At 45.6% G+C, this 25,539-nt stretch carries 21 protein-coding genes; 11 read left to right on the top strand and 10 right to left on the bottom strand.

The features are described from left to right. Positions 1–79 precede the first annotated feature (79 nt). A complete protein-coding gene (locus tag ACED48_RS00105) occupies positions 80–2,620 on the bottom strand; it encodes a glycosyl hydrolase family 18 protein (protein WP_017057602.1) in 2,541 nt (846 codons plus the stop codon). Positions 2,621–2,988: 368 nt separating this feature from the next. Continuing rightward, positions 2,989–3,453, bottom strand: a complete 465-nt coding sequence (locus ACED48_RS00100; RefSeq protein ID WP_017057601.1) for a DUF2850 domain-containing protein — start codon at positions 3,451–3,453, stop codon at positions 2,989–2,991. Positions 3,454–3,759: 306 nt separating this feature from the next. Here ACED48_RS00100 and ACED48_RS00095 point away from each other — a divergent pair, with 306 nt between their 5' ends. After that, positions 3,760–4,041 carry a pyrimidine/purine nucleoside phosphorylase gene (locus ACED48_RS00095; RefSeq protein WP_017057600.1) on the top strand — a complete coding sequence of 94 codons (282 nt, stop codon included), beginning with the start codon at positions 3,760–3,762 and terminating at the stop codon, positions 4,039–4,041. Positions 4,042–4,227: 186 nt separating this feature from the next. Here the strand turns inward: ACED48_RS00095 and ACED48_RS00090 are convergent, their stop codons facing one another. Beyond that, a complete protein-coding gene (locus ACED48_RS00090) occupies positions 4,228–5,100 on the bottom strand; it encodes a pirin family protein (RefSeq protein WP_017057599.1) in 873 nt (290 codons plus the stop codon). 158 nt (positions 5,101–5,258) lie between these two features. Here ACED48_RS00090 and ACED48_RS00085 point away from each other — a divergent pair, with 158 nt between their 5' ends. After that, the gene (locus tag ACED48_RS00085; RefSeq protein WP_017057598.1) at positions 5,259–5,540 is read left to right on the top strand and encodes a hypothetical protein; all 282 of its coding nucleotides are present in this window, start codon (positions 5,259–5,261) and stop codon (positions 5,538–5,540) included. Between the two features lie 36 nt (positions 5,541–5,576). On the opposite strand, the gene ACED48_RS00080 is transcribed toward ACED48_RS00085, so the two are convergent. After that, entirely contained in the window at positions 5,577–6,767 is a 1,191-nt protein-coding gene (locus ACED48_RS00080; RefSeq protein ID WP_017057597.1) for a GGDEF domain-containing protein, read from the bottom strand. 313 nt (positions 6,768–7,080) lie between these two features. Here ACED48_RS00080 and ACED48_RS00075 point away from each other — a divergent pair, with 313 nt between their 5' ends. Together ACED48_RS00075 and ACED48_RS00070 are read left to right on the top strand one after the other, a co-directional pair. Beyond that, entirely contained in the window at positions 7,081–7,419 is a 339-nt protein-coding gene (locus tag ACED48_RS00075) for a DUF1840 domain-containing protein (protein WP_017057596.1), read from the top strand. Between the two features lie 155 nt (positions 7,420–7,574). Beyond that, on the top strand, positions 7,575–10,490 hold the full coding sequence (locus tag ACED48_RS00070) for an alkaline phosphatase family protein (protein WP_017057595.1): 2,916 nt from the start codon (positions 7,575–7,577) through the stop codon (positions 10,488–10,490). A 137-nt stretch (positions 10,491–10,627) separates the two neighbouring features. Here ACED48_RS00070 and ACED48_RS00065 read toward each other — a convergent pair whose 3' ends face one another. From ACED48_RS00065 to ACED48_RS00045, 5 genes are all read right to left on the bottom strand, one after another. Further along, positions 10,628–10,885, bottom strand: a complete 258-nt coding sequence (locus tag ACED48_RS00065) for a YdcH family protein (protein WP_010432560.1) — start codon at positions 10,883–10,885, stop codon at positions 10,628–10,630. Between the two features lie 156 nt (positions 10,886–11,041). Continuing rightward, a complete protein-coding gene (locus ACED48_RS00060) occupies positions 11,042–12,031 on the bottom strand; it encodes a rhodanese-related sulfurtransferase (RefSeq protein ID WP_017057594.1) in 990 nt (329 codons plus the stop codon). 267 nt (positions 12,032–12,298) lie between these two features. After that, positions 12,299–12,730: a GNAT family N-acetyltransferase gene (locus ACED48_RS00055; protein ID WP_017057593.1), complete on the bottom strand. Its 432-nt coding sequence runs from the start codon at positions 12,728–12,730 to the stop codon at positions 12,299–12,301. Positions 12,731–12,805: 75 nt separating this feature from the next. Then, the gene (locus tag ACED48_RS00050; RefSeq protein ID WP_017057592.1) at positions 12,806–13,141 is read right to left on the bottom strand and encodes a 5-carboxymethyl-2-hydroxymuconate Delta-isomerase; all 336 of its coding nucleotides are present in this window, start codon (positions 13,139–13,141) and stop codon (positions 12,806–12,808) included. A gap of 154 nt (positions 13,142–13,295) precedes the next feature. Continuing rightward, positions 13,296–14,444, bottom strand: coding sequence for a PLP-dependent aminotransferase family protein (locus tag ACED48_RS00045; RefSeq protein WP_017057591.1), 1,149 nt, complete (start codon positions 14,442–14,444; stop codon positions 13,296–13,298). Positions 14,445–14,559: 115 nt separating this feature from the next. On the opposite strand from ACED48_RS00045, the gene ACED48_RS00040 reads away from it, so the two are divergent. From ACED48_RS00040 to ACED48_RS00010, 7 genes are all read left to right on the top strand, one after another. Next, positions 14,560–15,429: a GyrI-like domain-containing protein gene (locus ACED48_RS00040; RefSeq protein ID WP_016797794.1), complete on the top strand. Its 870-nt coding sequence runs from the start codon at positions 14,560–14,562 to the stop codon at positions 15,427–15,429. A gap of 187 nt (positions 15,430–15,616) precedes the next feature. Continuing rightward, positions 15,617–16,951: an MATE family efflux transporter gene (locus tag ACED48_RS00035; protein ID WP_017057590.1), complete on the top strand. Its 1,335-nt coding sequence runs from the start codon at positions 15,617–15,619 to the stop codon at positions 16,949–16,951. 212 nt (positions 16,952–17,163) lie between these two features. Next, the gene (locus ACED48_RS00030) at positions 17,164–17,922 is read left to right on the top strand and encodes an ATP-binding cassette domain-containing protein (protein ID WP_017057589.1); all 759 of its coding nucleotides are present in this window, start codon (positions 17,164–17,166) and stop codon (positions 17,920–17,922) included. After that, positions 17,919–18,770 (top strand): ABC transporter ATP-binding protein, encoded by an 852-nt coding sequence (locus tag ACED48_RS00025; RefSeq protein WP_017057588.1) that lies wholly within the window; start codon positions 17,919–17,921, stop codon positions 18,768–18,770. Before ACED48_RS00030 ends, ACED48_RS00025 begins: the two co-directional genes overlap by 4 nt. 62 nt (positions 18,771–18,832) lie before the next feature. Continuing rightward, complete coding sequence (locus ACED48_RS00020) at positions 18,833–20,344, top strand: ABC transporter substrate-binding protein (RefSeq protein ID WP_017057587.1); 1,512 nt, start codon at positions 18,833–18,835, stop codon at positions 20,342–20,344. 4 nt (positions 20,345–20,348) lie between these two features. Next, complete coding sequence (locus ACED48_RS00015) at positions 20,349–22,085, top strand: ABC transporter permease subunit (protein WP_017057586.1); 1,737 nt, start codon at positions 20,349–20,351, stop codon at positions 22,083–22,085. 160 nt (positions 22,086–22,245) lie between these two features. Further along, positions 22,246–22,488 carry a hypothetical protein gene (locus tag ACED48_RS00010; protein WP_012601190.1) on the top strand — a complete coding sequence of 81 codons (243 nt, stop codon included), beginning with the start codon at positions 22,246–22,248 and terminating at the stop codon, positions 22,486–22,488. 106 nt (positions 22,489–22,594) lie between these two features. On the opposite strand, the gene ACED48_RS00005 is transcribed toward ACED48_RS00010, so the two are convergent. Then, positions 22,595–25,450, bottom strand: coding sequence for an FAD-binding and (Fe-S)-binding domain-containing protein (locus tag ACED48_RS00005; RefSeq protein ID WP_029627154.1), 2,856 nt, complete (start codon positions 25,448–25,450; stop codon positions 22,595–22,597). Positions 25,451–25,539: the final 89 nt, after the last annotated feature.

The following is a 25,539-nucleotide window of genomic DNA, read 5'->3' as shown; positions in this document are numbered from 1 at the left end:
ATAAAAAGGCCAACCAGGCATTCTCTGGTTGGCCTTTACTGTTAGGTGTTTAGCTAATGTTTAACTAAATTCCATTTTTTTAGTTGGCACAGCTAGCTGGGCCGATCTCTTTCCACACGCCCCATTGGCCTGCTGTGGTTGGATCTTCACCTGTAGTCCACCATTTTGCTTCCCAAACCTTACCGCCTTGAGTCACTTGGTCGCCGCCAGTGTAGACCGCACTTGAATCCCAAGCGTTAGTACACGTACCGCCGCCTGTCGTTTTCTTAAGAACTTTTACTGAAGTAGCCGCTAACGATGTCTCTGTGCCATCGCTGACCGTTACAGAGAAGTTCAGCGTCGTATCTTGCGTGTATTCAGCCGCGACAAAGCTTACCAAAGCGCCCTGTACTGTTGCGTTTATACCTGCTGGTACATCCCACGTGAAGGCCAATGTATCTTGGTCTGCATCGCTAGACGCTGACGCATCTACCACTACCACATCACCCGCATTGGCTTTAGCCTGAGCTGTAACCACTGCTACCGGAGCGGTGTTGACTGGGCCTGTGTCTTTAGGGTTTACCGTTACAACAATTGTGTCTGTTGACGTTGCGCCTTCGTTGTCTGTTACGGTTAGGCTGAATGTTAGCGCCTCTTGTTGCGTAACTTCAACAACATCGAAGTTTGCAACTGCTGTATTGCCATTAGCTAGTGTTACTGCGGTTCCGCTCACTTGTGACCAAACGTAGCTCGCAATCGTACCGTCACTATCTTTTGAAGCGCTGCCATCTAGAGAAACAGAAGCTGGGCCTTCAACCGATTGGTCTGCACCAGCGGCTGCCGTTGGTTTACGGTTTACAGGATCTGTTGTACCGCCGGCAAGACCTTCATGCATTGCGTTTAGGATGTCGCCGTTATCCGCATCAATTTCCCAAGAGAATAGACCCGCAAGGCCAAGGCTACGAACGTACGCGCCTTTTGCTTTGACAGAACGGTCATCATCAAATGTGATCAGTTGCCCTGAAGTACGGTTCCAAACGTAAGGCGCTTCTGCCATTTCGTCGTAGCCGTATTCGAAGCCGTTGATGCCTTGGTTGTTAGCACCAAGCATGTTCGCCTTAATGCCTTTGTAGTCGATTACGCCATCTTCCCACACACCTTGTGCAGAGCTACCCTTCAGCTTGCCGTTACCAACCCCTGTCATCGGGTCGCTAGGATCGGAAAGTGATGATGGTAATACGCCTTCCCAACCACGACCATACATTGCTGTACCCACCACGAGTTTGTTGGCTGGAACACCTTGTTCAAGCAGCAACTGAATGCCGTTGTCAGCGGTATAAGCTGGGCCAGTGTATGGTTCGCCATTTTCATCAAGTCCTGAGCCATCACATTGACCTGGGCGCATGAAGTTACCGCAGTTCAATGCTGTTTGGTGGCCTAACACGTTGTTCCAACCGCCGTAGAAGTCGTAAGTCATTGCGAAGATGTAATCCATGTATTGGATAGCATCGCCGTAGTCCACATCTTCAATCTTATCGTGACCGACACCAATCGCAGAAGTTAGCTCGTAAGTACGACCGTTTTCAGCTTCTAGCTCATCTAACATCACGCGTAGCTCTGCCATCAGGGCAATGTAAGCTGGGCCATCGTTTACAGGGTCACCAAGGTCTGGCGCAGCGCCGCCTCCACCAGGGAATTCCCAGTCGATATCCACACCGTCGTAGAATTTCCATGTGTTAAGGAATTTCTTAACAGACGCTACGAAGGTGTCACGGTTTGCCTTAGTTGTGAAATCAAAGAATGGGTCAGACAGTGTCCAACCGCCAATTGATGGAATGATTTTTAAATCTGGATTGCGCTGCTTTAGCGCCATCATCATCGCGTAGTTACCCTTGATAGGGGAGCTGTATTCGTGACCTGCTTGAGGGAAACTTTTTTGGAAAGCTGCCCAAGGGTCATGAATCACCACTTCGTAATCGTTAACACCCTGACAAGCTGCCATGAGTGCGTTGTAGCTGTTTCCGCCTACCGATTTTACTGATTCGTTAGGGCCACAAATTGGGATGAAGCCATAAAGGATATGAGTTAAGTTGTCTGCGGGCAGATTGTCTATCGTGTAGTCACGACCATAAATTCCCCACTCTACAAAGTAAGTACCTACTACTGTGTTGGGATCGGTGTTGTATGACTTGTTGTTCGGGTCTACATTCATCGCTAGTGGTGCTAAGTGTGAACCATCGGTATCGGCGATTGTGATCTGAGCGGGCGCACTCTTGCTACAGCCTGTTTCGTCACACGCTTCTATTTCCATCTCGAATAAGCCCCCCTGACCGTATTCGAATGAAGCTGTGGTTTGGCTGCCAGTGATTGGGCCTGTCGCAACTTTAACGCCATCAAAGTAGATGTTGTAAGTGTTTCCTGATGTCCCGCTCCATTGGTTGAATTTAACGTCGACTTTCGCTTTGTCGTGATATTTAACCATCTGGTTGTAGCCTGATATGGTTTCCATCGCGAGTTCAATTTTAGAAAACTGCAGGTTGTTGGAACCGTACATGTCGATGCTAGGTGCTGTTGGAGCAGCTAATGCTGTACCAGATAGCGCTAGAGCAATGCTCGCAGCACAGGTATTTATACGAATCATACTTTTTTCTCTCATTCCTTGAAGGTTACGGAACCAAATGGCCCCATAAACGGCTCCAGTCAGTTTTGATGGAGCTTCCCCGTCAGTATTCGAGAGAGTTTTAATTTCAGAACTGAAAATAAATCTATTTTCGATGGACAACTAAAAAATTGTACCTTGTTACAAATCTGTTGCTTAGTGAATGAGAGGCTGAGTCCATGTTTTATAAAACAAAACAATGTTCATTAAGAAGATCTCATAAGTGAAATTACACGACATGAAGTTATAAAAATTTGTGACAAACTATAAGAAATACCGTGAATTGAAGCGGTATCACAAAGCTAAGGGTGTTGGTAAAAAGGCTGGCCGGAAGGAGATCTTGCGTAGGGTTATCTTTTGAATTGCTCAGCTAATGAAGCACGTCGTTGTTGCATGATACTATGAGTATCACCGATTGCAGTATCTTCATAGCCTTCTTTAATGAACTGTTGAGAAGGAGTACTAGGAACCAATCGCTTTAAACGAGGCGAATCGTAAGTGCCACTGATTGTGTAAACTGTCTTTCCAGAACCAGTGTTGATGGTGACAATCTGACCATCAAAATCAAATGCAGTACTGATGAGGCGATGGTTCATTATCACGCCCTTATCAGAAAGCGTAAGGATATCGGTATTGTAAGGTGGAGCAGCAATCTCTATCCATGTGCCATAGACATTACTTGGGCTGACAGATTGTTGGTGGGTTTGGTAAGCAAAATAACCAGCGCTGAGGGCAATCATAAAGCCAGCGAATAGGAAGCCGTAGAGTAGCAAGTTGGCAAGTAGATCTCTGTTTTTAGTCGGATTTTTTGCCATTATCTCTTCATTTTTCGACTGATATTGTTTTAGATTCTATTAACTAAAACCTTAGTTTGCAAAAATTGTTCTAAGAGTTAGAAGCAGGATCGAATGTTCCAAAAAATTTGGTTGCGTTGGCGGTTTTTAATCTTTACCTCAGCATTTATGCTACCAATAAAATCGAATTCCATAAATGACTAAGCTATGCGTATTTATTTCTTGTAGGACAGTCTCGAATTGGTTAAAACAATGATCACCTAGAGTTACGCATAGGCTTATTCGTTGAGCCCAGTAATTGCAATTTTGAGATAACAAGGAAGTACAATGATTAAAGAAAACACATACTTTGAAGGTGGCGTTAAGTCGTTAGCGTTTAACCAATCTGGTGCTGATGTGAGTGTTGGTGTGATGGCGGCTGGTGAATACACGTTTGGTACTGCGGCTCCAGAAAAAATGACCGTTGTTAAAGGTGCTTTGATTGTAAAGCGTGTTGGCGATGATGACTGGACGACATACCAATCTGGTGAGTCTTTTGACGTTGCGGGTGATTCTTCATTCGACTTACAGGTAAAAGAAGCGACAGCTTACCTGTGTGAGTATTTGTAAGATCCTTCGAGTAGTCTTTGACTAATAAGAAAAACCACGCTCCAAGAGCGTGGTTAAATAAGTGATAGTAACCGGCAGTGGATAGTGTCACTTGTTTTTACAGTCATCAAATGGATGACTAAATCGTTGTTCGTTACAAAATCTTTTCAATACTTTCGCCAAAGCTTAATGCTTAAAGCCAGAGCACTAATAAGTTTCAAATATCCCGTTGTTGTAGTCTTGAATTGTCTGTTCAATCTCTTCCATCGAGTTCATGACAAACGGACCATAGTGCACAACCGGTTCATTAATCGGTTGACCAGAAAAAATCAGCACACCTGAATCTTCTAGGCTTTCTAAAGACAACAATTCAGCTTTTGTTAACAGGGCCAGTTGACCTTGGTTGATGACTTTGTCTCCGATCTGAATCGTGCCTCGGTACACATAAGTCATGGCATTATGAGCAACTAGAGTCTCTAGCGTTACTTGTTGTCCTGAATTCGCTCGCCAATCCGCAACGCTTAATGGCACACCTGTCGTTTGCAATGGACCTTGTGCTTGCAAAGCCTCTGAATCATTTTCATTTCTGTTATGTAATTCAAATCCACCAGCGATCACTCTTAGTAAACCGCTTTGTTCATTTAGATACTCTGCAATACTTTCACTTTGAAAATCATGATATTGCGCTGGCTGCATTTTGTGTGTTGCAGGTTGGTTTATCCAAATCTGAAAACCATGCAGCGTGCCTTCTTCCATCATTGGCATTTCGCTGTGAATGACGCCACGACCTGCAGCCATCCACTGAGCGCCACCGCTGCGTAGCTCTCCAATATTCCCTATATGGTCTTTATGTTGGAAGTGACCTTGCAGCATGTAAGTGAGCGTTTCTATCCCACGGTGAGGATGTGGAGGAAAGCCGCCAACATAGTCTTTGCTTTCATCCGACTTAAGTTCATCAATCATCAAAAATGGAGAGAAGCGTGCGTTATTAAAACCAGCGAGTCGTTGGATTTTGACACCATCACCATCTGAGGTGGCATGTGCTGCAAGCACATGATCTACTGCTCTTACATTCGTCATTTTGAAACCCTCATAAACTTGAATAGCTGTAGTTTATGTAATTTGATTCAAAAAGTAGACGGCACAGCTTTGAGTGACTTATTCGAAAATATTGAACAGGTAACAATATAAAATTATGTCTATAATTGAATGTAGAGTAGACCGCCAAGGAGGCCGCTATGGCAGTACAGCAAAAACATGGCGAAAAGAATGGTCGGGTGGGCTTTGATAACGACTTTACAACGGATCAAAGTCAGCGTTTTACAGAAGTTGCGAACAGCGCGGTTAAGCGTCGCGTGAAAAAGCGTGAGATTGAAGCTCCGTTTATTCAGTCGGCTAAGCAAACTGTTCTTAAAACGGTAGTAAGACCTAAAGGCAATAACCCAAACCGAGCACGACAAGTGGTATGGATTATCATCATCGGGTTAGTCAGCCTTTGGCTGATGTATATGGCGGGCTAAAAAGGTATTTATATAGCGGCTAACTTACAGGGTTGGCTAGCGTTGGCGAGTTTTTAATTGCGTCACATTGTTCCCTTCAACCTTCGCTTCAAGACAATCTTCAAGTTCAGAGGAAACAGGTTCTGAGCTGGTTAGGTTCGTCGGTAACTCTTCTATTAAGGTCGATGTCGGGTTGTCGTGATAATAAGCGTATCGGTTTTTTCCTGAATGTTTCGCAACATACATGGCTTTATCGGCGCATCTTGTTAACTCATGTAACTCTTTAGCATCCTGCGGGTAAAGTGATACGCCAACGCTGAGTGTCAGCTCTTTGATTCTCTCGTTAGTTTGGCATCCGCTTTCGAATAATCCACAAATCCTATTTAAAATACCGTCTAAATCTTTGCGATTGGGAATATCGTAGAGCATCAGAACAAACTCGTCCCCAGCAAAGCGTGCAATTGAATAATCGTATTCATGACGTTTTCGATCTCTGGTTCGAATATTATTGCTTAAGCGATTGGCAAAATGCTGTAAGACACTGTCGCCAACATCGTGCCCATAACTATCGTTAATATTTTTAAAGTCATCAATATCTAGAAAGACCAATGCAGTAAGTGATCGCTCACTATCAACGGTCGTGAGCTTTTCAGTTGCCCATCTTTCGAAGCTCCAACGGTTCGCTAGCCCTGTGAGTTGGTCCCTGTAGGCTAAGTCTTCAATGCCTTCTTTATACAGGCGCTGAATATAACTCACGGCTTTTGTGTAGTAATAAGATGACGTATGGCATACCAAGCTCATCATCAATAAGCTGAGAATAAAGCGATGAATACTGTTAAATGGCAAAGAAAAATTGCTAGGTAGCGCCGTAATTAGAATACTGATAAAGACACAAAATGAGGTGCTGAAGATGACTCCAATTCTGAAATCATTGATGAAAATCACTGCGGCCAAAATAGGGTATAGCCAGAGTATTCGGTCTGGGATAGCGTGGCTGTGCAAGAACAGAATAATGCCTTGTACTAATAGTACACAACTTAATATTAATTCAGAATAGTGGGGGGTAATGGCTTTTCTAACATAAATTGCATTTGATATTGCGATAAAAGCAAAGCACAGTTCGAAAGTTAACAAGGTGTAATGCTGTCCTTGGAGATAAGCCCAAGTGTAAAAAATGAATAAAGCTGCGGCAATGAGTGAGAAGGCGTAGACAATTTTTTGCTTTCGAGTGGATCGTATATCCGCCATTTCTTCTATGTGTCTGCCCACTAGCCTGTTCATGTGATTTGTGCCACTAAAATTTGATAATGGCATTAATACTAGATTAAATAACAACCTACGCGGACCCTTTGTCATCTATTTAGTGTGACTACTATCAAGGTTCTATGTTAAAGGTGGCTGAGTGAGATTTATACAGTGATGTGTATCACTGAATGTGACGGGATAGTGGTAAACTTACATTGGAGCGTCTAATCATGGAATCTATTTCATCATTATGCGCTTGCTTTCTAAAGATTTACTCAACATAGTTTGTATACAATAAAACTCAAAGAGACTAATTATGTTAATTACCTTTAATTGCAAAGCTCATGCTAGCGTCACTATGTTTGGTGATGTTGCACTTCATTTTATTAAGATGCTTGGACATAGCGGAACGGTTCCTGGTGCTATTGATGCCGCAGAAGTACCTCAAGCGTTGAACAACTTACGTAGGGAGATTGAAGCTGAGCAAAACCAATCTGTAGAACAAGACAATACCGGCCTCGAGAACGAAGATAATAGTGTCGAAGTTCCTGTTAACATAAGTAGTAGAGCTTTCCCACTGATTGAACTATTAACAGCAGCAATCAAAGAAGAGTGTGAAGTGATATGGGAAGACGGTAGTGGCAAGCAACTTTAAGGTTGCTGACGTAAGTAAAGGTTCATTTATCACTCTTAAAGCTTTCACTCCGAATACATAAGTGAACGATGCACAAGTAAACGTAGTTGACTAATGAAAGTGAGCTGAAACAATAGGTTGTATTTATGAAAGTAATTTGACCTAAAGGATATTGGATGCGTTTCTATTCCCAAGCCCGTCGCTACGCCAGTTTGTTTAGTAGCCTTTCGTTGACCCTAGTGTCGGCGCCTAGTTTTGCCGATATGTCGACAACGCCTGTTATTGGTGGGGTGTTCAGTTCCAGTGATGTACTGAAGAATCAAGTGCTTTCAAGCCTAGATTACTCCGCCAAACTTACTCGCGATGCCGCACTTTTCACCATCGGCGGCGTAACATTAGATGCGTACATTCTTGCGCTGCCTTTAGATGCTAAAACGAAAGCGCGAGTGATCGCTCAGTTGTCCAACCCGACTTACTCAATTCCTTTAGGTTATTTTCTCTATAGTTACTACGACCGCTATTCCGGTTTGGGTAGTGAAGATGTATTCAAAGGGTATCTGTCGACAGTCTATGATAACGAGGCTTTAAAAGGCTTTGAACATAGCCTCTATTATGTCGGTGATGAGCCAGTCTCAGAGCATAAAGAGCCAGATACCTCGACTGAAGCAACAGGTCACCATGAAGGTATTCGTATTGATGAACAGTTCATTGCCAATATGGTTGTTATCTACGATGCGCTATTTGAGATCGGTGTTTGGCAGGATATGGACACCCTACCTGAGAGCTACACCTATTTAACGAACAGCCCTGAAGATTTGGCGATCATCGCTCAAATTCAACCGATCATCGTTGATTTGATCGGTAAAGCGGCATTGGGCATGGATGACGGTGACATGAAATCTGCAATGCTGGCAATTGCAGAAGATGGTAAACCAGAAAACGCCGATAAGCCGAATAACAAAGCACAAGCTCTGACGGTCACTCTTATTGATTTTGTGCGCTTAAACTTGCTGAAAGCCTACCGACAATTTGTGTTTAAAGAAGAACGTGCAGAAGCGCTCGATGATTGGATGCAGCAAGCATTTAGCGACCAGCCTGATGCACTCATTCAGTTCTTAGAATCCCAACAGAACAAACGCTTTGCGGTTCAAGTGACGGTCGATGGTTTACAGCAAGGGTTGATCGAAGGCTTGGTCGATGAGAATGCGCCTTTCATCTCGGTGGCGTACCAGAATCATAAAAACCGAGCGCAATACAAACCTAATCTAGAAACAGTGATCGAGCCTGAACATCAACAGCAGGTTCGGTTCATGGAGGTTCTGTCTGAACAAACCTATCGTGACCCGAATTATCTTCCGTTCTTCAAAAAACTCTATCAAGAGAATCGAAATAATATAAGCCGAGTGGGTATCTCTTCTACTCCAACAATCAGTGTACGCAACCTACCGATCATTAAAACGGGCGCAAAAGTGTCTGGTAATGGTGGTACGGGTATCCCTAATTTTCATTTTGTCGACCGAGAAATCGACCGAGCGTATTACTTCTTTGGTAATGATGCTCTGCAGTTGGATGTGTTGATGGCAAACAACAAGGTACAAACCATGTTTGATCGCCTTGATTATCTCAAAACGCTGAGCTGCAACGCACAGTACGACTGGAATGCGCACACGACTTATGATGGGTTAGTGAACTTAGGTTTAGGAGAGTCGTTACGTGATTACGGTGAGAAACGCTGCGTCAAAGAGCTTGAGGAGCGTTCTGAAGTTGAAGCCGTTCTACGAGAAAAGCGTGAAGCCTTGATTGAAGATATTGAAGCGTACCTGTCTATATCGGGCTTTGATTTTTTCACTAAGCTTTCAAAGAAGGCTCAGGTTAAACAATCGATTACTCAGTTTGCCGAGTTGGATGGAAAAGGGATGCCAGACTATACCTTGGTCTACAATCCATGGCCGGATCACTTTGCGCACTTCACGGGGCCTTTTAGTGACGAAATTTTGATGCCGACTGGAGAGCTTAACCGGTTGGACTATTGGATTCGCCAGATTGAAGCGACCTACCGCAGTGCCGGCGTTTACGATAAAACGCTATGGGGCATGGCTGGGGATCATGGTTTAACGCCAGTGTTCTACGCGCTCAACCCCGAAAAGCAGGTATTTGAAGGCTTACAAGCAGAGCTAGAGTATCCAATTGTGGTTAAGAAGATATCTTCAGACGAGGGGGAAGGGCCTAAAATCACCAATGCTCTAAGCTACCCAAGCTCGAAGGAATTGGATGTGGTGGTCGCCTCGACTGCCGGTGGTAACTTCATGATGGACTTCTTTAATTCGGCTCAAGGGTGGCAGGTTCAGCCGGTTTACCAAGAACTCACGCAGTGGTCTCCTATTGCAGCGCCAGCTGGTCAGAACATAGACATCATTAATCAGATAGCGCAACGCCTGCCTGAAAGTCTGGATTACATGGTTGTAAGAGAGAGTGCTTGTGACCAGCAAAGTTGCGCAGTTCGTGTGATTGGCAACCGTGATTTAAAACGGGTCGATGAATTGATCACTCGCGAGGGTGACAAGCTTTTCTACGAATCTTTGGATGCCAATCAATCTCCAGCTTTACTCAACACCCAAACACTCAATCCGTATCTGGCATCACCAAGCGAAGCTGATTTTGCACAGTATTCTCAATTGGTAGAAAAGTGTATTAATCGAGCGGTTAAGGCGGATGCGACAACGTGGTGCAGCAGTGCGCAATGGACAGAGTTAACTCAACTGACCCCTCGACCTGACTCTGTCAATCAACTGGCCAATATCTACCTTGAAGATAGGGCAGGCACGATTAATTTGTTCCCGAAAGCTGGAATTGGTTACAACACTAAAGTTCCGGGGCGTCATGCTGGAGAGGATTACTTAGAGAAAGATGCCTTTATAGGATTCTGGGGAGCGCCAATTGGCGATAATTCTCAGCAATTGAAAATCGAAGCTAACGGATCTTTAGCGCCAACGCTGTTTGAGTATTTGACCGGAGAACCTGTGGTCGAAGGCGAGAACGGTTGGGGTTTTCCGTCGTTGATCGATAAGTTGGATATTTCTGCAGACCGTTAGTGATTGAGCTCTCTACTTAGTCACCGTTTACTTGGTTAGCTAGGTAGAGAGCCAACCCCACAAAATTATCATCGCTATTATCGACAACTTGGCGAGTGGTTCTTCCATGTCTTAAAATAGATTAGCGGCGTATTAGGTTAAACGATTTTAAGCGCGTGATGTCGAGTAAGTTGTTTGTGTAGCGAGTCTTTCAGAGCCATGCGTTCTACTTTTAGGTTGTGCATGCTATCGTCATCAATGGGGCTGCCAGAGATTTCTAGTTGGCGAATATCGTAGTCGAGTTGGTGGTATTTCTGCATGTCTGCTTTGAATTTTTCATCGTCGTGGTTGAGCTGAACAATGTCTAATTTAAGATCTGGGAAATCTAAGATAAAGGCATGGTTTTCATTGAGCATTGGCACTTCCTCTCTTGTCTACTTAACTTCAGTATAGAGTCTATTTTTGAAGATAAATGTGTTCCTAAACACAAAGCGAGAGCAGGATCAAAAAAGGGCATTAACGTTCCATTTTGGATGCGTTACTGCCCTTTATTATTTTAGTAGTATTAAAAATTACTGAGCTTTCTTACCAGAACGTTGTTGCTCTTTGTGTGCTAGTTTTGCTTTCTTGCGTTGCTCGATAAGGTGAGCAGCTTCGCCACCGACGTGGGTTTCGCCACGAGCATTCGACAGCTGAACTTGCTTTTCACGCTCGCGGAAGCGCGCTTTCTGCTCGTCGCTGTGCTTATCAATACACTTAGGACAGCTTACGCCTTTTTCGAAGTGTTCAGACGCTTTATCTTCGTCAGTGATTGGTAGACGACAAGCGTTACACACATCGTAACCGCTCTTCTCAAGCTGATGGTTAACGGCAACACGGCCATCAAATACGTAGCAGTCGCCTTCCCACATGCTCTCTTCTTCTGGCACTTCTTCTAGGTACTTAAGAATGCCGCCTTCAAGGTGGTAAACCTCATCAAAGCCTTGCTCTTTCATGTAGGCTGTTGATTTTTCACAACGAATACCGCCTGTACAGAACATTGCAACTTTTTTGTGCTTCTTAGGGTCGAGGTTTTCTTCAACGTACTGAGGGAACTCACGGAAGGTTTCCGTGTTTGGGTTTACGGCGTTTTTGAATGTGCCGATGTCGACTTCGTAATCGTTACGAGTATCCACCAAGATCACATCTGGATCTGAGATGAGGTCGTTCCATTCGTTTGGCTTAACATAAGTGCCGACAACATGGCGAGGGTCGATGCCTTCAACGCCCATGGTTACGATTTCTTTCTTAAGTTTAACCTTGGTGCGGTTGAATGGTTGTTCTTCGTTGAACGACTCTTTGTAAACAACATCAGCCAAACGAGCATCTTGTTTGAACCATTGAAGAAGAGCGTCGATAGATTCGCGTTTACCTGCAACAGTACCGTTGATGCCTTCACTCGCAAGTAGCAAAGTACCGCGGATTTGGTTGGCTTCTAGCACTTCAGTGAGTGGCTGGCGAATTTCTTGGTAATCATCAAGTGCAACGAATTTATACAGAGCACATACAACATATTGAGACATGGTTTTTCCTTTCTGCGAGCTGGAACGTAAATCCAGAGCGGTTGCCTGTTGCGATCAAAATTGAGTATTTCAACTCGGTTCTGTCTTGTTGGCTTATTAAAAATCAGGCGCAGTATAACCAAGGCGGTACGGGACAAAAACCAACAAAACGTAGGGTTATATAACAGTACTTATAGTATGGCTATATGTGTGGTAAAAAGGCCGTTATTTGATAAGGAATGTTAGCTCAAATAAGCAGTGGTACTTTGTTGTCTATTGAATATTCGGCTAAGAACTTATGTTGTGTCTCATCTCAATCAGTTGGTGTTCTCCTACCATTTCCACTTCACGAATGAACTCAAAGCCGAATTTTTGATAGTAATCCTTTAGGTATTGATGGGCGTGGATTTCAATTACCTTGGCACCATGTTCAGAGGCGTGTTTTAGAATTGCGCTAACAATTTTAGATGCGATACCAGATCCTCGATAAGGTTGCAGAACAGCAACTCGCGCCATGGTTGAGTGTCCTGATTCATCAATGTGCAAGCGTGCCGTCGCGACTAAATTATCGTCATCGGTGATGAGTGCATGATGTGAGACAGGATCGAGCCCATCAAGATCCAACACATGGGGGATACCTTGTTCAACAACGAATACTTGATGACGAATGGCTTGTGCTTTCGTTATCAATTCTGGGTTGTTACCAATCACCAATTCCATTTCATTGCTCCATACTGTCTAACGAATTTTTTGAAAATCCTCTATTTGTGAGGGGATGACGCTTGTGATTTGCCTTTAAACTAAGGCTTTTGAATAGCTGCTTGTCTCAATATCAATGATCTCTACGGTCAGCGAAGCATTGGATAGTGTGAGAGTAAGTAATTGATCCAAAATGGACTTAGAGAGCATCGCTTTAACGCTTTCGTTACGCCCTGACAAAATGCGCACAGAGACATGCACGAAGTCTTCTTTTACTTCACCGGTTTGGTAATGCTGATAGGCAAGGCTGCGTACTTTGATGTCTTCTCCTGTTGGTGAGAACAACTGAGATTCCATTGCGCCGAAAAACACTTGTTGGTTGAGTTGCTGACCATCAATAGTGGGTGAGTGTTCGATAATACAATGCGGCAAACTGATGTCCTTTCTGTGCTTTATGGAGACCTAAAATTAAGGCCAATGTGACTCTCTTGTTGAGAATGGCATTGGCCTTTAATGCTGACGCGTGACGGTTTTCTCGGTAATAAGCCGATCAGGCAATCACCAAAGCGCTCCGTGCTGTCAGCGATTACGCTTGGTTAAGTACTTCAGCTAAGCGTTTTACCGCTTCTGTTAATTCTTCTGGGTTGGCGTTGGTGAAGTTTAAGCGCAGTGCGGCTTTCGCTTCATCGGCCTTTGGATAGAATACGGGGCTTGGTACAACCGCTACGCCATTTGATAGCAGGGTTTTAGCCAGTTCGAAGGTGTCGCACTCTGGGATTTCAACCCAAATGAACATCCCGCCATCTACGGCTTTTAGTACACAATCTGTAGGCAGTTGTTTCTCTAGATCTGAGAACAGCACTTCATAACGAGACTTGTACAGGGTGCGAATGTTTTCCATATGCACGCCAAAGTCTTCATGTTTTAGAAGACCAACAAGCAGTGCTTGCATTGGTACACTTGAGTGTAAATCCGCGCCTTGTTTCACTTTGATCAGTGGCTCAAGGTAGCTGCGTTTGCCTGTTACTGCGCCAATACGTAGACCTGGCGATGCAATCTTAGAGAATGAACGAAGAACGATAGAGTTGTCAGGGCAGAACGAAGAAACCAATGGCAGTTCAGTACCTGTGAAACGTAGCTCACGGTATGGCGCATCTTCAATGAATGCCACGTTGTATTTGATACACAGCTCAGCCACTTTTTGACGAGTTTCTGTTGCCCAGCACACACCTGTTGGGTTGTGGAAATCAGGCACGGCATAGAACATCTTCGGTGATTGCTGTGCAAAGCACGTTTCCAGTTCATCTAGATTCGGGCCACATTCTGTTTGAGACACGGTCGCAATGTTTGCTTGAACTAGGCCAAACACCTGCATCGCACCTAAGTAGCTCGGCGCTTCCATCACAACCACATCACCCGGGTCTACATACGCACGTGCAATCAAATCCAAACCTTGCTGAGAACCGGTACAGATCATTGCTGTGTGAGTTTCTGGCAATTGGTAGCTTTGCGTAAGGTGATCAAGCAACGGGCCGTAACCGGCAGTAGAACCGTATTGGAAAACTTCAGGCATGTTCGCTAGGTTTTCTAGCGTTGGCTTCATTAAATCGATAGGGAATGTCTTCTCGTCCGGTAAACCCCCGGCCAATGAGATGACATTTGGATCACTTGCGGCTGCGAGGATCTCTCGAATGTATGAAGATTGAATTTGTTGTAATGACTGTGCGATTTCCATGTGTTGTGTCTCGTCGTTTTTCGTTTTTATTCTATCGCTTGATATTACACGGCAATTGTAAAAACAAGTGTGTCCGTTTATGCTCATAAACATGTCCATTTATGCTATTTAAACGATGTCGCGACAACACATATCTAGAATCAATGATGTTCTGTTCTATATTCACCAAGACATCAGTCAGCCTTTGTCGGCCAAAGCGCTCTCTGAGATTGCCGCTTATTCAGAACAACACTTTCATCGTACCTTCAAAAGTGTGGTAGGGGAGTCGTTGCACCAATACATTCGACGCACTCGAATGGAATATGCGGCCAACCAATTGATGTTCGATACCACGTCGTCTGTGGTAGAAATTGCCAGTAAGTGTGGCTTTAGTTCGGTGTCTTCATTTAGCCGAGCATTCAAAGCGACCTTTAACATGTCACCGGGTGAGTGGCGTAAACACGACTTACAGATAGCAGAAAAACCCTATTTGAAAGATCCCGAAGTGGCAGCGGGTTATTTGAACGTGGCGCAGCGAGCGCTACCTGAACCTAAGATAGTTGAAACACCGGAGCGCATGGCGGCTTATGTTCGACATACGGGTTATAACCGCTCCATTCGCAACGCATGGTTGATATTGAAAGCGTGGGCTAGCTCTGAACAACGCGACTTTTCGAGCCAGTTTGGTTTGCATCACTCAAACCCTGCTTGGGTTGAGATGGATCAGTGTCGCTATGTGGCGTGTATCGCGATTAATGAACCGATTAAGTACCGCAGCGTGGTTAATCAGATGGTGATTCCGGGCGGTTTACATGCCGTGTTTCGACTTAATGGTCGCTATGGTGAGTTGCTACCACAGATCAGTATGGTATTAGAAAAGTGGCTACCTACGTCTGGCTTCAAGCAACGTTCTACTCCGGCTTATGTGCATTATCATCAGAATCACTTTCTTAACAGTGATGAAGTGTTTGAACTCGATTTTTACCTTCCCGTGGGTTTTTACTAACCGATTAAAAGCCACTCATTTTTCTTGTTAGCGCAAACTCAATTAATCGATGATTGTGGTGTTTTCTTGAATCAAGAGAGAAGGGCTTTGTTGATAATTTACTCCAGTAGATGATGACAACGTACGTATTAAACGATAGCATTTCGCCCTAATTGCAAATAGTTCTTAATATCACCCGCTAGAATATATGACCATTACCCACAAAGATTATCTGAAAATCGCCTCCCCTTTCATCATCTCAACGGTGACTCAGCCTCTGCTTGGCGCCGTAGATACCGCTGTGATCGGACAGCTTGGCATCGCTGAACTGATTGGTGGTGTGGCGATTGGCACCATCATCATGAACACCATGTACTGGTTGTTTGGCTTTTTCCGTGTCAGTACCACGGGGCAAAGTGCGATGGCATTGGGTAAGGGAAACCGCTCTGATTTGGCGGGCAGCTTGATGCGTCCATTTGTACTATCTGGTTTGGTGGGCTTGATCTTCATTTTGATACAACCGCTGATCTGGCAAGGTGCGATGTGGGTGATAGAACCTGAAGCGAACGTGGCTGAGCACGCGCACATTTACTTCAGTATTTTGATTTATGGCGCGCCTTTTGTGCTGCTCAACTACACCATTATTGGTTGGTTGATGGGGCAAGCGAAAGCTAAAGAAGTCTTATACACACAAGTGTTTGGTAACGTGTTGAATATTGTCTTGGATGCGGTGTTCGTACTCTATTTCGACTTGGGTGTGGCTGGTGTCGCTTACGCAAGCTTGATTGCACAAATCACTACTTTTGCGATTGGTATGACGCTAGTGATGAAGACCAGCAATATCTCGGTCTCTGAGTTCCTGCAAGGCTCGAAGATGACCAAGAAAGACCTTTCGACAATCATCTCATCAAATACTGACCTACTGTTACGCACGATTTGTATCTTAGTATTCTTTAACATGATGGCGCGCACAGGCTCAAAGCTAGGTACCGATGTTCTGGCTGCTAACGCAATCTTGATGCAAGTAACCTTTATTGTGAGTTACATGTTTGATGGTATTGCCAATGCATCGAGTGTGTTCGCGGGCAAAGCCGTAGGACAGAAGAATCCTTCAATGTTGGACTGTGTGTTAAGACTCAATTTCCAATGGACAGCCTGTTTTATTGCTGCGTTAACGTTATTGACCTTGGTATTTAAAGACAACATTGTTTTCTTGTTTACCGATATCCCGACGTTGGTCGCCTTGTATCAAGAGATGGCTTCGTGGCTGATTGTGTTCCCGCTGGTGGCTGGTTTTGGTTTAACGGTTTACGGCATCTTTACTGGAACAGGAACCACGCGTCCGGTTCGAGATTCTAGTATCGCTACTTTATTGGTGTTCTTGGCTGTTCAAGCGTTTGCGGTCGGAGCGTGGGGCAATCATGGGTTGTGGCTAGCGTTTACTCTGTTCTATCTTGGGCGTATCGCATTCCTGTATCCGTTCATCTCACAGGTTAAACAGAAGTGTTACCTAGTAGAAGATGCGTCAGCAGCGTGTCATTAATTCAGAACGACCATCGCCACTTCTAAGACTTTATGAAAGCGCTTTACTATTTATGCTCAATAAATTTAGTGAGCGCATTTTTTCTATCTAATGACTGATTAGAGCCGGTCAATAAAACAGCAAAAAATGCGATCTAGTTCAATGTTCGCTTTTCATCACCTCAGCCAAATGATAGAGTTGTTATGTTATAACATCTATTTGTGAGTATCTGCGTGAAAGCACCACTTTTGTCTGTTGACCGATTAACGATCAAAACCTCTTCGAAAACACTTTTTCAAGATATTCATTTCGATGTGTATCGAGGAGAATTGTTGGCGATCATGGGCCCTTCAGGGATTGGTAAGTCGATGCTTTCACGCGCGATCGCGGGTTTTATGCCAGAGACCGTTGAGGCTGAAGGTCATATTTCTCTATCTGGTGAAGCTGTGTGTGGTTTGCCGATGTTGCAAAGAACTGCAGCACAGCGCCCCGCAGTTATCTTTCAAGATGCGCTTCAAGCATTAAATCCTCTGGTTTCCATTGAAGGTCAACTCAGTTTGGCATTGACGGGGACGCGCACTAAGCTTAAATCACAAGACAAGATCAAACTCATTGAATTGTTAGTGCAGCTTGGATTTCCTAACCCTGAAACCATATTGCCGTTATATCCGAGCCAAATTTCGGGAGGGCAACGTCAACGGATTTGTATTGCGATTGGCTTGCTGAGTAACGCCGATATCATCATTGCAGATGAACCGACTAGCGCGTTAGATCCGGTGACAGAGCAAGAGATACTTAAGCTGATTCGAGACAATGTTAAACAGCGACAAATCGGTGGCTTGTTGATTACACATGACCTGCACAGCGCCTTAGCGTGTGACAAGTTATTGGTGATCGATGATGGCGGTGTGGTGGCTTATGGTGCACCGAAACACGCGCTTGAATCAAGCTCTCACGCTTTCTGTTGTTCATTGAGAGACTTAATCGAATGAGCTCGACCTTATCACTAAACTCAGAAGTCTCATCGTCAATGCCAGTGATTGATTCAGACACACAAACATCGACAGAGATTAAGTTCGACAATGTGAGTGTTCACTACTATTCCGTACCAAGTTGGTTGGGTGGAAAGGCGTTTAAAGCGCTACAGAACATTGACCTTAAGGTTGAAGACAAAAGCTTAGCTATTGTTGGGCGTTCTGGTGCGGGGAAATCAACGTTGATTGAACTGCTATTTGGCCTTAAATCGCCAACCGTTGGTCAAATAAACTTGTTCGGTTATTCGCTCCCAATTCGCGATAGCAAAGCGCAAGCAACGGTGTGTCGCTTGATTCAATTGGTGCCACAAGAGCCCCACACTAGCCTCAACCCTTACTATACCGTTCGACAGATCTTAGCCGAACCGCTAAGCAACTTAGATGTTTCGGGTAATCATGAAGCCATCATTGAAGAGGCGCTTTCAGACGTTGGATTGCCTGCCAGTTTGCTCTTACTGAAACCTAATCAGCTTTCTACAGGTCAAGCTCAACGTGTGGCCATTGCTCGGGCTCTTGTCGTTAGACCCGCAGTGCTGGTGGCCGATGAACCTACTGCCAGCCTTGACCCGGTGAATCGCCAAAGGTTGTTGGACTTGGTTAATTTATTGAAAAAGAAGCGTGATATGCGCCTTATTTTGGTTACGCATGATCTCGGTGCGGCAAAAGCTCTTTGTGAAGAAATACTGGTTCTCGACCATGGTGAAATGGTCGAGCACGGACCGGCCGATCAAGTGATGAGTAAACCTGCTCATCCTGCAACTCAGATGCTGATCGAGTCTCAGCCTCTTTCGAAATCTACTTGTTAACACAACCCTATTTATTAACGAAATACATCTTATTAAAAAATACAGCTACAGAGAAAATAACTATGCGTTTTAATTCAATCAAACTGGCTTGCGCGCTTGCGTTGGCTCTGCCTTTGACGGGCTGTTTTGACTCTCAACCAGAGTCGAGCGATGTGGCGGTCAAATCTGAAATTCGTGTTGCGATGATGCAACCGCCAAGAACCGGCTTATCGCCACTTTCTGATGATGCTTTTAAGCTATCTCGTTGGAGCACGGCTGAAACTCTGGTTAACCTGAGCCCAACCTCAGAAGCACAACCTATGTTGGCGACTGATTGGAAACATCTTGATCCACTGACTTGGCAGTTCACGATTCGCCAAGGTGTTAAATTCCACGATGGCTCTACATTAACGGCAGAGTCTGTTGTGAACTCTCTGCAGAAAGCGCTGGAAGCGGCACCTAAGCCACGTATCCTAGATGGTGTCGATCTCGAAGTGAAAGCGATGGACAACTACCGCGTAGAGATCAAGACCAGCTTTGATGACCCTCTTTTACCAAGCCGTTTATCAAGCCCTCAATTGGCGATCCTAGCAGCCAGTGCTTACCAAGAAGATGGCCGCGTTAGCCCAATGGGTGCAGGTACGGGCCCGTTTGAGTTGACTGAAATTAACGGTACAACCAGCTCGAAGCTAAAACGTTTCGATGGCTACTGGGGTGAAAAAGCGCAAGTTGAATCTGTGATTGCAGAATACGTTCCTAACGGTTTTGCTCGTGCTGCAGCTCTAAGAACAGGCACGGCAGACATCGTTGAAGCAGTGCCCGTTTCACAAATCGCGACCATTGATCCGAACCTACTTTATGAAGTGGCAATGCCTCGTACCAATACGCTTTACCTAAACAACAAGTCAGGCGTATTCAGCGATATTAACTTGCGTAAGGTAGCGGCTGCTGCGGTAGACCGTGAGCAAATCGTGAATACCGTTTATGAAAACCACGCGGATATCGCACAAGGTCTATTAGGTCCTGCACTTGCTTGGGCTGAACCAATTCGACCTGAAGGTCAGGCAGTCGACAAGACACTAAAAGCGAACGGAGAAAGCATTGTTATCGGTACCTTTACCGACCGTGCTGAGCTTCCAGAAGTGGCAGCGTTACTGAAACAACAACTTGAAGCGGCTGGTTTCAAGGTTGAGCTGGATATTCGTGAATATGCTCAGATTGAAAATGATGCACTGTCAGGCAAGTTTGATGCGTTCATCCTTTCTCGTGCAACGGTTCTAGATTCTGGTGACCCAGTGGCTTACATGATGAGTGACTTTGGCTGTAAGGGCTCATTCAACCTTGGTCAATTCTGTTCTCAAGAAGTCGACCAAGCACTGACTCACGCTGACTTACAACCACTAGGTGCACTGCGTCAGCAAGCGATCATCGAAGCTGAGCAAAAAATCTTGAACGACTTTGCTGCGATTCCACTGCTTCACGAACGTGTGATTCAAGGTGAAAGTGAGCGTGTAAGCAATGTCGTTCGTGACCCAAGTGAACGTCGCTTGGTTGATCAAACGACACAAGTTAACCCGGCAACACAGGCTAACTAAGCAAATGTTATCTGCTGAGACTCTGCGTCGAACTCTATTTATCTTGACGCCTTGGCTATCAAGAATCGCCTCACTGATTGTGGTGGTGATTCTTGTTGGTTTGATGCCTGACATTGCAGGCATCGACCCAAGTCAATCCATCCTTCGGGCTAGGGCGGGGCAACAACACCTGCTTACGCCTGAAGCTTTAGCGGCGGTACGTGCTGATCTTCAGCTTGACCGTTCAGCCATTGAGCGCCTAATCGACTGGGTCGGAAGTGCTTTTTCAGGTGATCTAGGTAAATCATGGATTGATGGTTCCTCAGTTGCATTAGGTATTCAAAAGACAGCGTCGACGTCTCTGTTTCTGATGTCGAGCGCACTTGTGATGACTTTCGTACTGTGTGGTGCAGGCTTACTTGCTACCTTACGCAGTTGGAAGAAGGGCAAACTGGGGCAGAGTTACAGCAGTTTAAGCACCGTATTAATATCGTTGCCAGAGTACGTGGTGGCCTCGGTATTAATACTGGTGTTCTCAATCTGGTTAGGTTGGCTGCCACCGTATGGTTGGCAAAGTTGGCAAGATATCTGGCTACCGAGCTTAGCGCTCGCACTGCCCGCTAGTGGCCTATTTAGTAGCCTACTCAGAGACAGTTTACAACGCGTTTTAAATGAACCTTGGGTGATCACTTGGCTCAGTGCCAACGTTCACTCCAACCAAATTATTCGTTTTGCGCTGAAAAGAGCGCTGAGCAGCCTGATCCCACAAATCGCGATGAACGTGATTGGTTTGACTGGTGGCGCGGTCGCGGTTGAGCTTATCTTCTCGATTCCGGGTATCGGGCGCATGATTCTAGGCGCAGCTAAGGCGCAAGACTTGCCGATGCTGCAAGGCGGCCTGCTGGTGCTGCTACTGTTTTCAATTGCTGTGAGCAGCATGAGCTTGTTTGTTCAACAGCTGATTCTGGGTCACAGTCTGAAAAGCGGTAAGCTCATTAGCAGCCACTCTTCGTTTCGTTTTACCCAGAACCGAGCTAAACGTGTCACTACTTTTACGATTTTCTCATTCCTAATTGCTATCGTAGTTTGGGCTGCATTTCGTGACCCATACACCAGTCAGTTTACTCGCTTAGCGGACCCTAGTTGGCAAGCGCCATTGGGTGCGGACGGCATTGGCCGAGATCTGTTAGCGAGAATCGGTTCAGGTATGGTCGCGACCTTCCAAGCCGGTATCGTGGCGACGTTTTTGAGTTTGGTGACGGGCATCATCATGGGTTTTAATACCCGCTTTAGCCAAGGCCTTATCGAGATCACTAAGGGCATTCCTTACATTATTGCAGGCCTGTTGGTTGCGGGCTTAACGGGGATGAATCCGAACAGTGCATTAATCGCGATTGTATTGGTATCTTGGGCGCCATTAGCGGCGCACTGCTCAAGCTTAATCGTGGAAGCAAAGGCTCAACCTTATACGCATCTCGCGCCATTGTGGGGTACCAGCAAGCTTCGAATCTTCCGTTTCTACTTGCTTCCTTATGTATTGCCACCTTTGCTGAGACACGCGATGTTGAGGCTGCCAGTAATCACATTGAGCCTGACCTCGCTAAGCTTCATCGGTTTAGGTTCGAAACCGCCTGCACCGGAATGGGGTTTGATGATTGCAGAAAACTTGCCCTACATTGAACGCGCGCCATTGGCAGTCATGGGGCCAATTGTTGGGTTGATTCTGTTAGGCGCGGCTATCAACATGATGTTTGATGATTAACGAAAAAGTGCAGGTTGCTTAAGTCCTTGATTGGGTGTTCGATAGAGTGTTCGATTTGGCATTTATGTTGTAACCTTGAGCCTGTTTTTTTAAATTGGCTTTCGGATCGGTTGTCGATCGGTTTTCAGCTTAGTTAAGTGTTCAGCGTTAAGGATTCAACATGTATCTTGTTTTGTATTGCCACAATATTGGTATGACTGACTTTTCTTTCTTTGAGACGGAAGATTTCGATAAAGAAGAGGGCTACATCGTGCGAGGTAAGTGGCCGAACGAGAAAGCGTTTCGTGATTACTTAACCAAAGAGTTTGGTGACATGAGCGAATTTCAAGTGATCGACTTAATCGCCAAAGGTGCAGAAGCAGAACACTACTCGCCAGAAGAGTTGATGCGCTTAGCTCTCTAACTGTTAGCTCAGTAGCACGTTTGAAATCGAATAAACAAATGGCAGCCTGATTGGGCTGCCATTTTTCGTTTTAAGCTAGAGCACGTCGCTCGCAGTATGAATGGGGCTATTGCGCCACTTCGTCAACCAAGTACAAGATTGATTGATACGGAATGCCACTGTGATGTGACAAACCGATCTCACAGGTTCGGCTGTTGCTGAATCCACGAGTGCAGTTGCTCGGCACTTGTTCTTTGAGTGGATGTACTGCCGCCTCATTTAGCTCTGGTGTGGTAAAGCCTTTATCACCTGCCCAACCACAGCATTGAATATGTTCAGGAACGATGACCTCTTCGGTACAGGCTTTAGCAAGGCTCAACATCGCGCCTTCCAAACCCATTCGACGAGAGCTACAAGTTACATGCAGCATCACGGTTTCTTGCAACGGCTCAAGTGTCAGGTGCTCAAGCAGGTATTGGTTCACAAACCCTGTCGGCTCTAGTACTTCTAATGGCTTGGTGAATTGCTCAATACTGCGTTTGGCGCACGGACTGGTGTCCATTAGTACTGGGTATTCACCTTGACGGCTGGCTTGCCATAGCACTTCTTCCAACTGCTGAGCCTTCGATTGAGCTAAGTCGGTCATGCCTTTGCTGTCGTAAGGCATACCACAACATTGGTCATCGAGCTTCTTCGGCAGAATAACCTCAAATCCGGCTTTGTTAAGCAAAGACATGGTCACTTCCGTTAGAGGACGTTGGTCGCCCGCATCGCTTTGTTGTCCCATGGTTCGACTCGCACACGAAGGGAGGTAAACCACCTTCTTATGATTGCTTGAGTTTTCTGCCATCACTGGTGATGAGGCTAGCGAGTGACTATTGGATTGTGGCATCTCTGGCATCCACACCGGTGTCGCACCTTTGGTGATAGAGCGCAGGCCGTTGGTTAGCTTTCCGACGGTATTTGCGCCTAATACTTTGCTCGCCACTTGGTTGGTTTTGAGGCCAGCCTTAGTCAGCTTGGTGGTGATCGAGAAGTGATCCGCTGTCCACTTAGCGATTGGCGTAAATTTCTCGTACTTGGCAATACGAAGCTTCTTAATCAAATCACCGGTGTTGATTCCGACTGGGCAACGCTCGGCACACAAGCCTGTCGCCGCGCAGGTATCAATGCCTTGGTATTCGAAGGTTTTCTCTAGCTCGCTTGCTTCTATTTCTTCACCCGCAGCTCGGCGGCGTTGCAGTTCTCGGTACAACACAATACGTTGGCGAGGTGATAGAGTCAGCGTGCGAGACGGACAAACAGGCTCACAGAAGCCACATTCGATACAGCGGTCGACAAGGTCGTCAGCAGCAGGCATTGGCTTCAAATTTGTGATGTGTGAATTCGGGTTGTCGTTGATGATAACGCCGGGGTTGAGCAGCCTTTCTGGATCGAACAGTGCTTTGATCTGTTGCATCAAGGCGTAGCCGTCTTTGCCCCATTCCAATTCAACATAAGGCGCCATGTTGCGGCCAGTGCCGTGTTCCGCTTTCAAAGAACCTTGGTATTTCACAGCGACTAGCTCGGCAACGTCATCCATGAATCCGCCGTAACGGTCGATCTCTTCTTGGCTATCAAAGCCTTGAGTAAACACAAAATGCAGGTTGCCTTCGAGTGCGTGACCAAAAATGATCGCTTCACTGTAGTCGTATTTATCGAACAACTCTTGCAGCTCTCTAATACCATTAGCAAGGTTTTCGACAGGGAAAGCCACGTCTTCAATGATAACGGTTGTGCCCACTTCACGCACGGCGCCAACCGCTGGGAACATGCCTTTACGAATGCCCCACAGAGTCGCGACTGTCTTTGGATCAGAAGTGAAAGGCACCGACTCAACAATCGTGTATTCAGTTAATGCGTCCAAAATTGATTTACATTGTAAATCTAAGTCCTGCTGGGAGCTGGCGTGTGACTCAACCAAAATAGCCGCGGCTTCTAAGTTTAGGCTCGACATAAAGGCAGGCATACCCGGCTTATCCGCGACTGAACGTAGTGCTCTGCCATCCATCAATTCCACCGCAGCAACCGGCGTTTTTGATAGTGTAGTAACGGCTTTACTTGCTTGTTCTATGTCGGCAAACACCAACAGGGCCGAAGCTTTGTTTGGGTGTTCGATAACCGTGTTGTAGGTGATCTCTGCGATGAAGCCTAGCGTGCCTTCTGAGCCAATCATCAGGTGTTTGATGATCTCAATTGGGTCGTGGTAATCGACCAATGCATTAAGCGCGTAGCCAGTGGTATTTTTGAGGCGGTACTTGTGGCGGATTCTGTCTGCCAGTTCTTGATTCGAGCTAGTCTGCCTGTGTAAATCAACAATGCCATCAAACAGCGTTTTGTGTGATTGTTTGAACGCTTCAACGCTAGCACTGTCTGCGGTATCGAGCAGAGTGCCATCGCTCAACACGACTTTCATGCTCTCGACGGTTCGATAGGAGTTTTGCGCAGTACCACAACACATGCCGCTGGCGTTGTTCGCGGCAATACCGCCGATTTTACAGGTGTTGATAGAGGCTGGATCTGGGCCGATTTTACGTTGGAAAGGGGCAAGGTATTTGTTGGCATCAGCACCAATCACACCGGGCTGAAGAATGATCTGATTGCCGTTGTCTACGATTTCGTGGCCGCGCCAGTCGTCGGTCAGTGTGATGAGTACAGAGTCTGAAACGGCTTGTCCTGAAAGACTGGTGCCTGCTGCACGGAAAGTAAAATGGGTACCGAGTTCACGACAGCTTTGAATGGTGAATATCACTTCGTCTAAGTTCTTGAGCCTTAGAACCATTTTCGGCACCAAGCGATAAAAACTCGCATCGGTGCCGTAAGCCAAGCGCTTTGCCTCTTGCGTGACAATGCGTTCTGTTTCTATTTTTTGAGCCAGTATCGCTTCAAGCTGCTGATAAGCTTGTGCGTCTACTACTTGCTCATGGGATGTGTTTGTCTCCATCTTTGCTTCCTTGTGCTTCTTATTTGGCACTGATTAGGGCGTGTTGACCTTTCGTGGTTAAATTTTGTTCGAGATAAAAGCGTTTTAAT

The sequence above is a fragment of the Vibrio sp. 5S239 genome, from assembly GCF_041439575.1.
GTDB classification, from domain to species: Bacteria; Pseudomonadota; Gammaproteobacteria; order Enterobacterales; family Vibrionaceae; genus Vibrio; species Vibrio kanaloae.
This window is presented reverse-complemented; position numbering and strand designations above follow the sequence as displayed.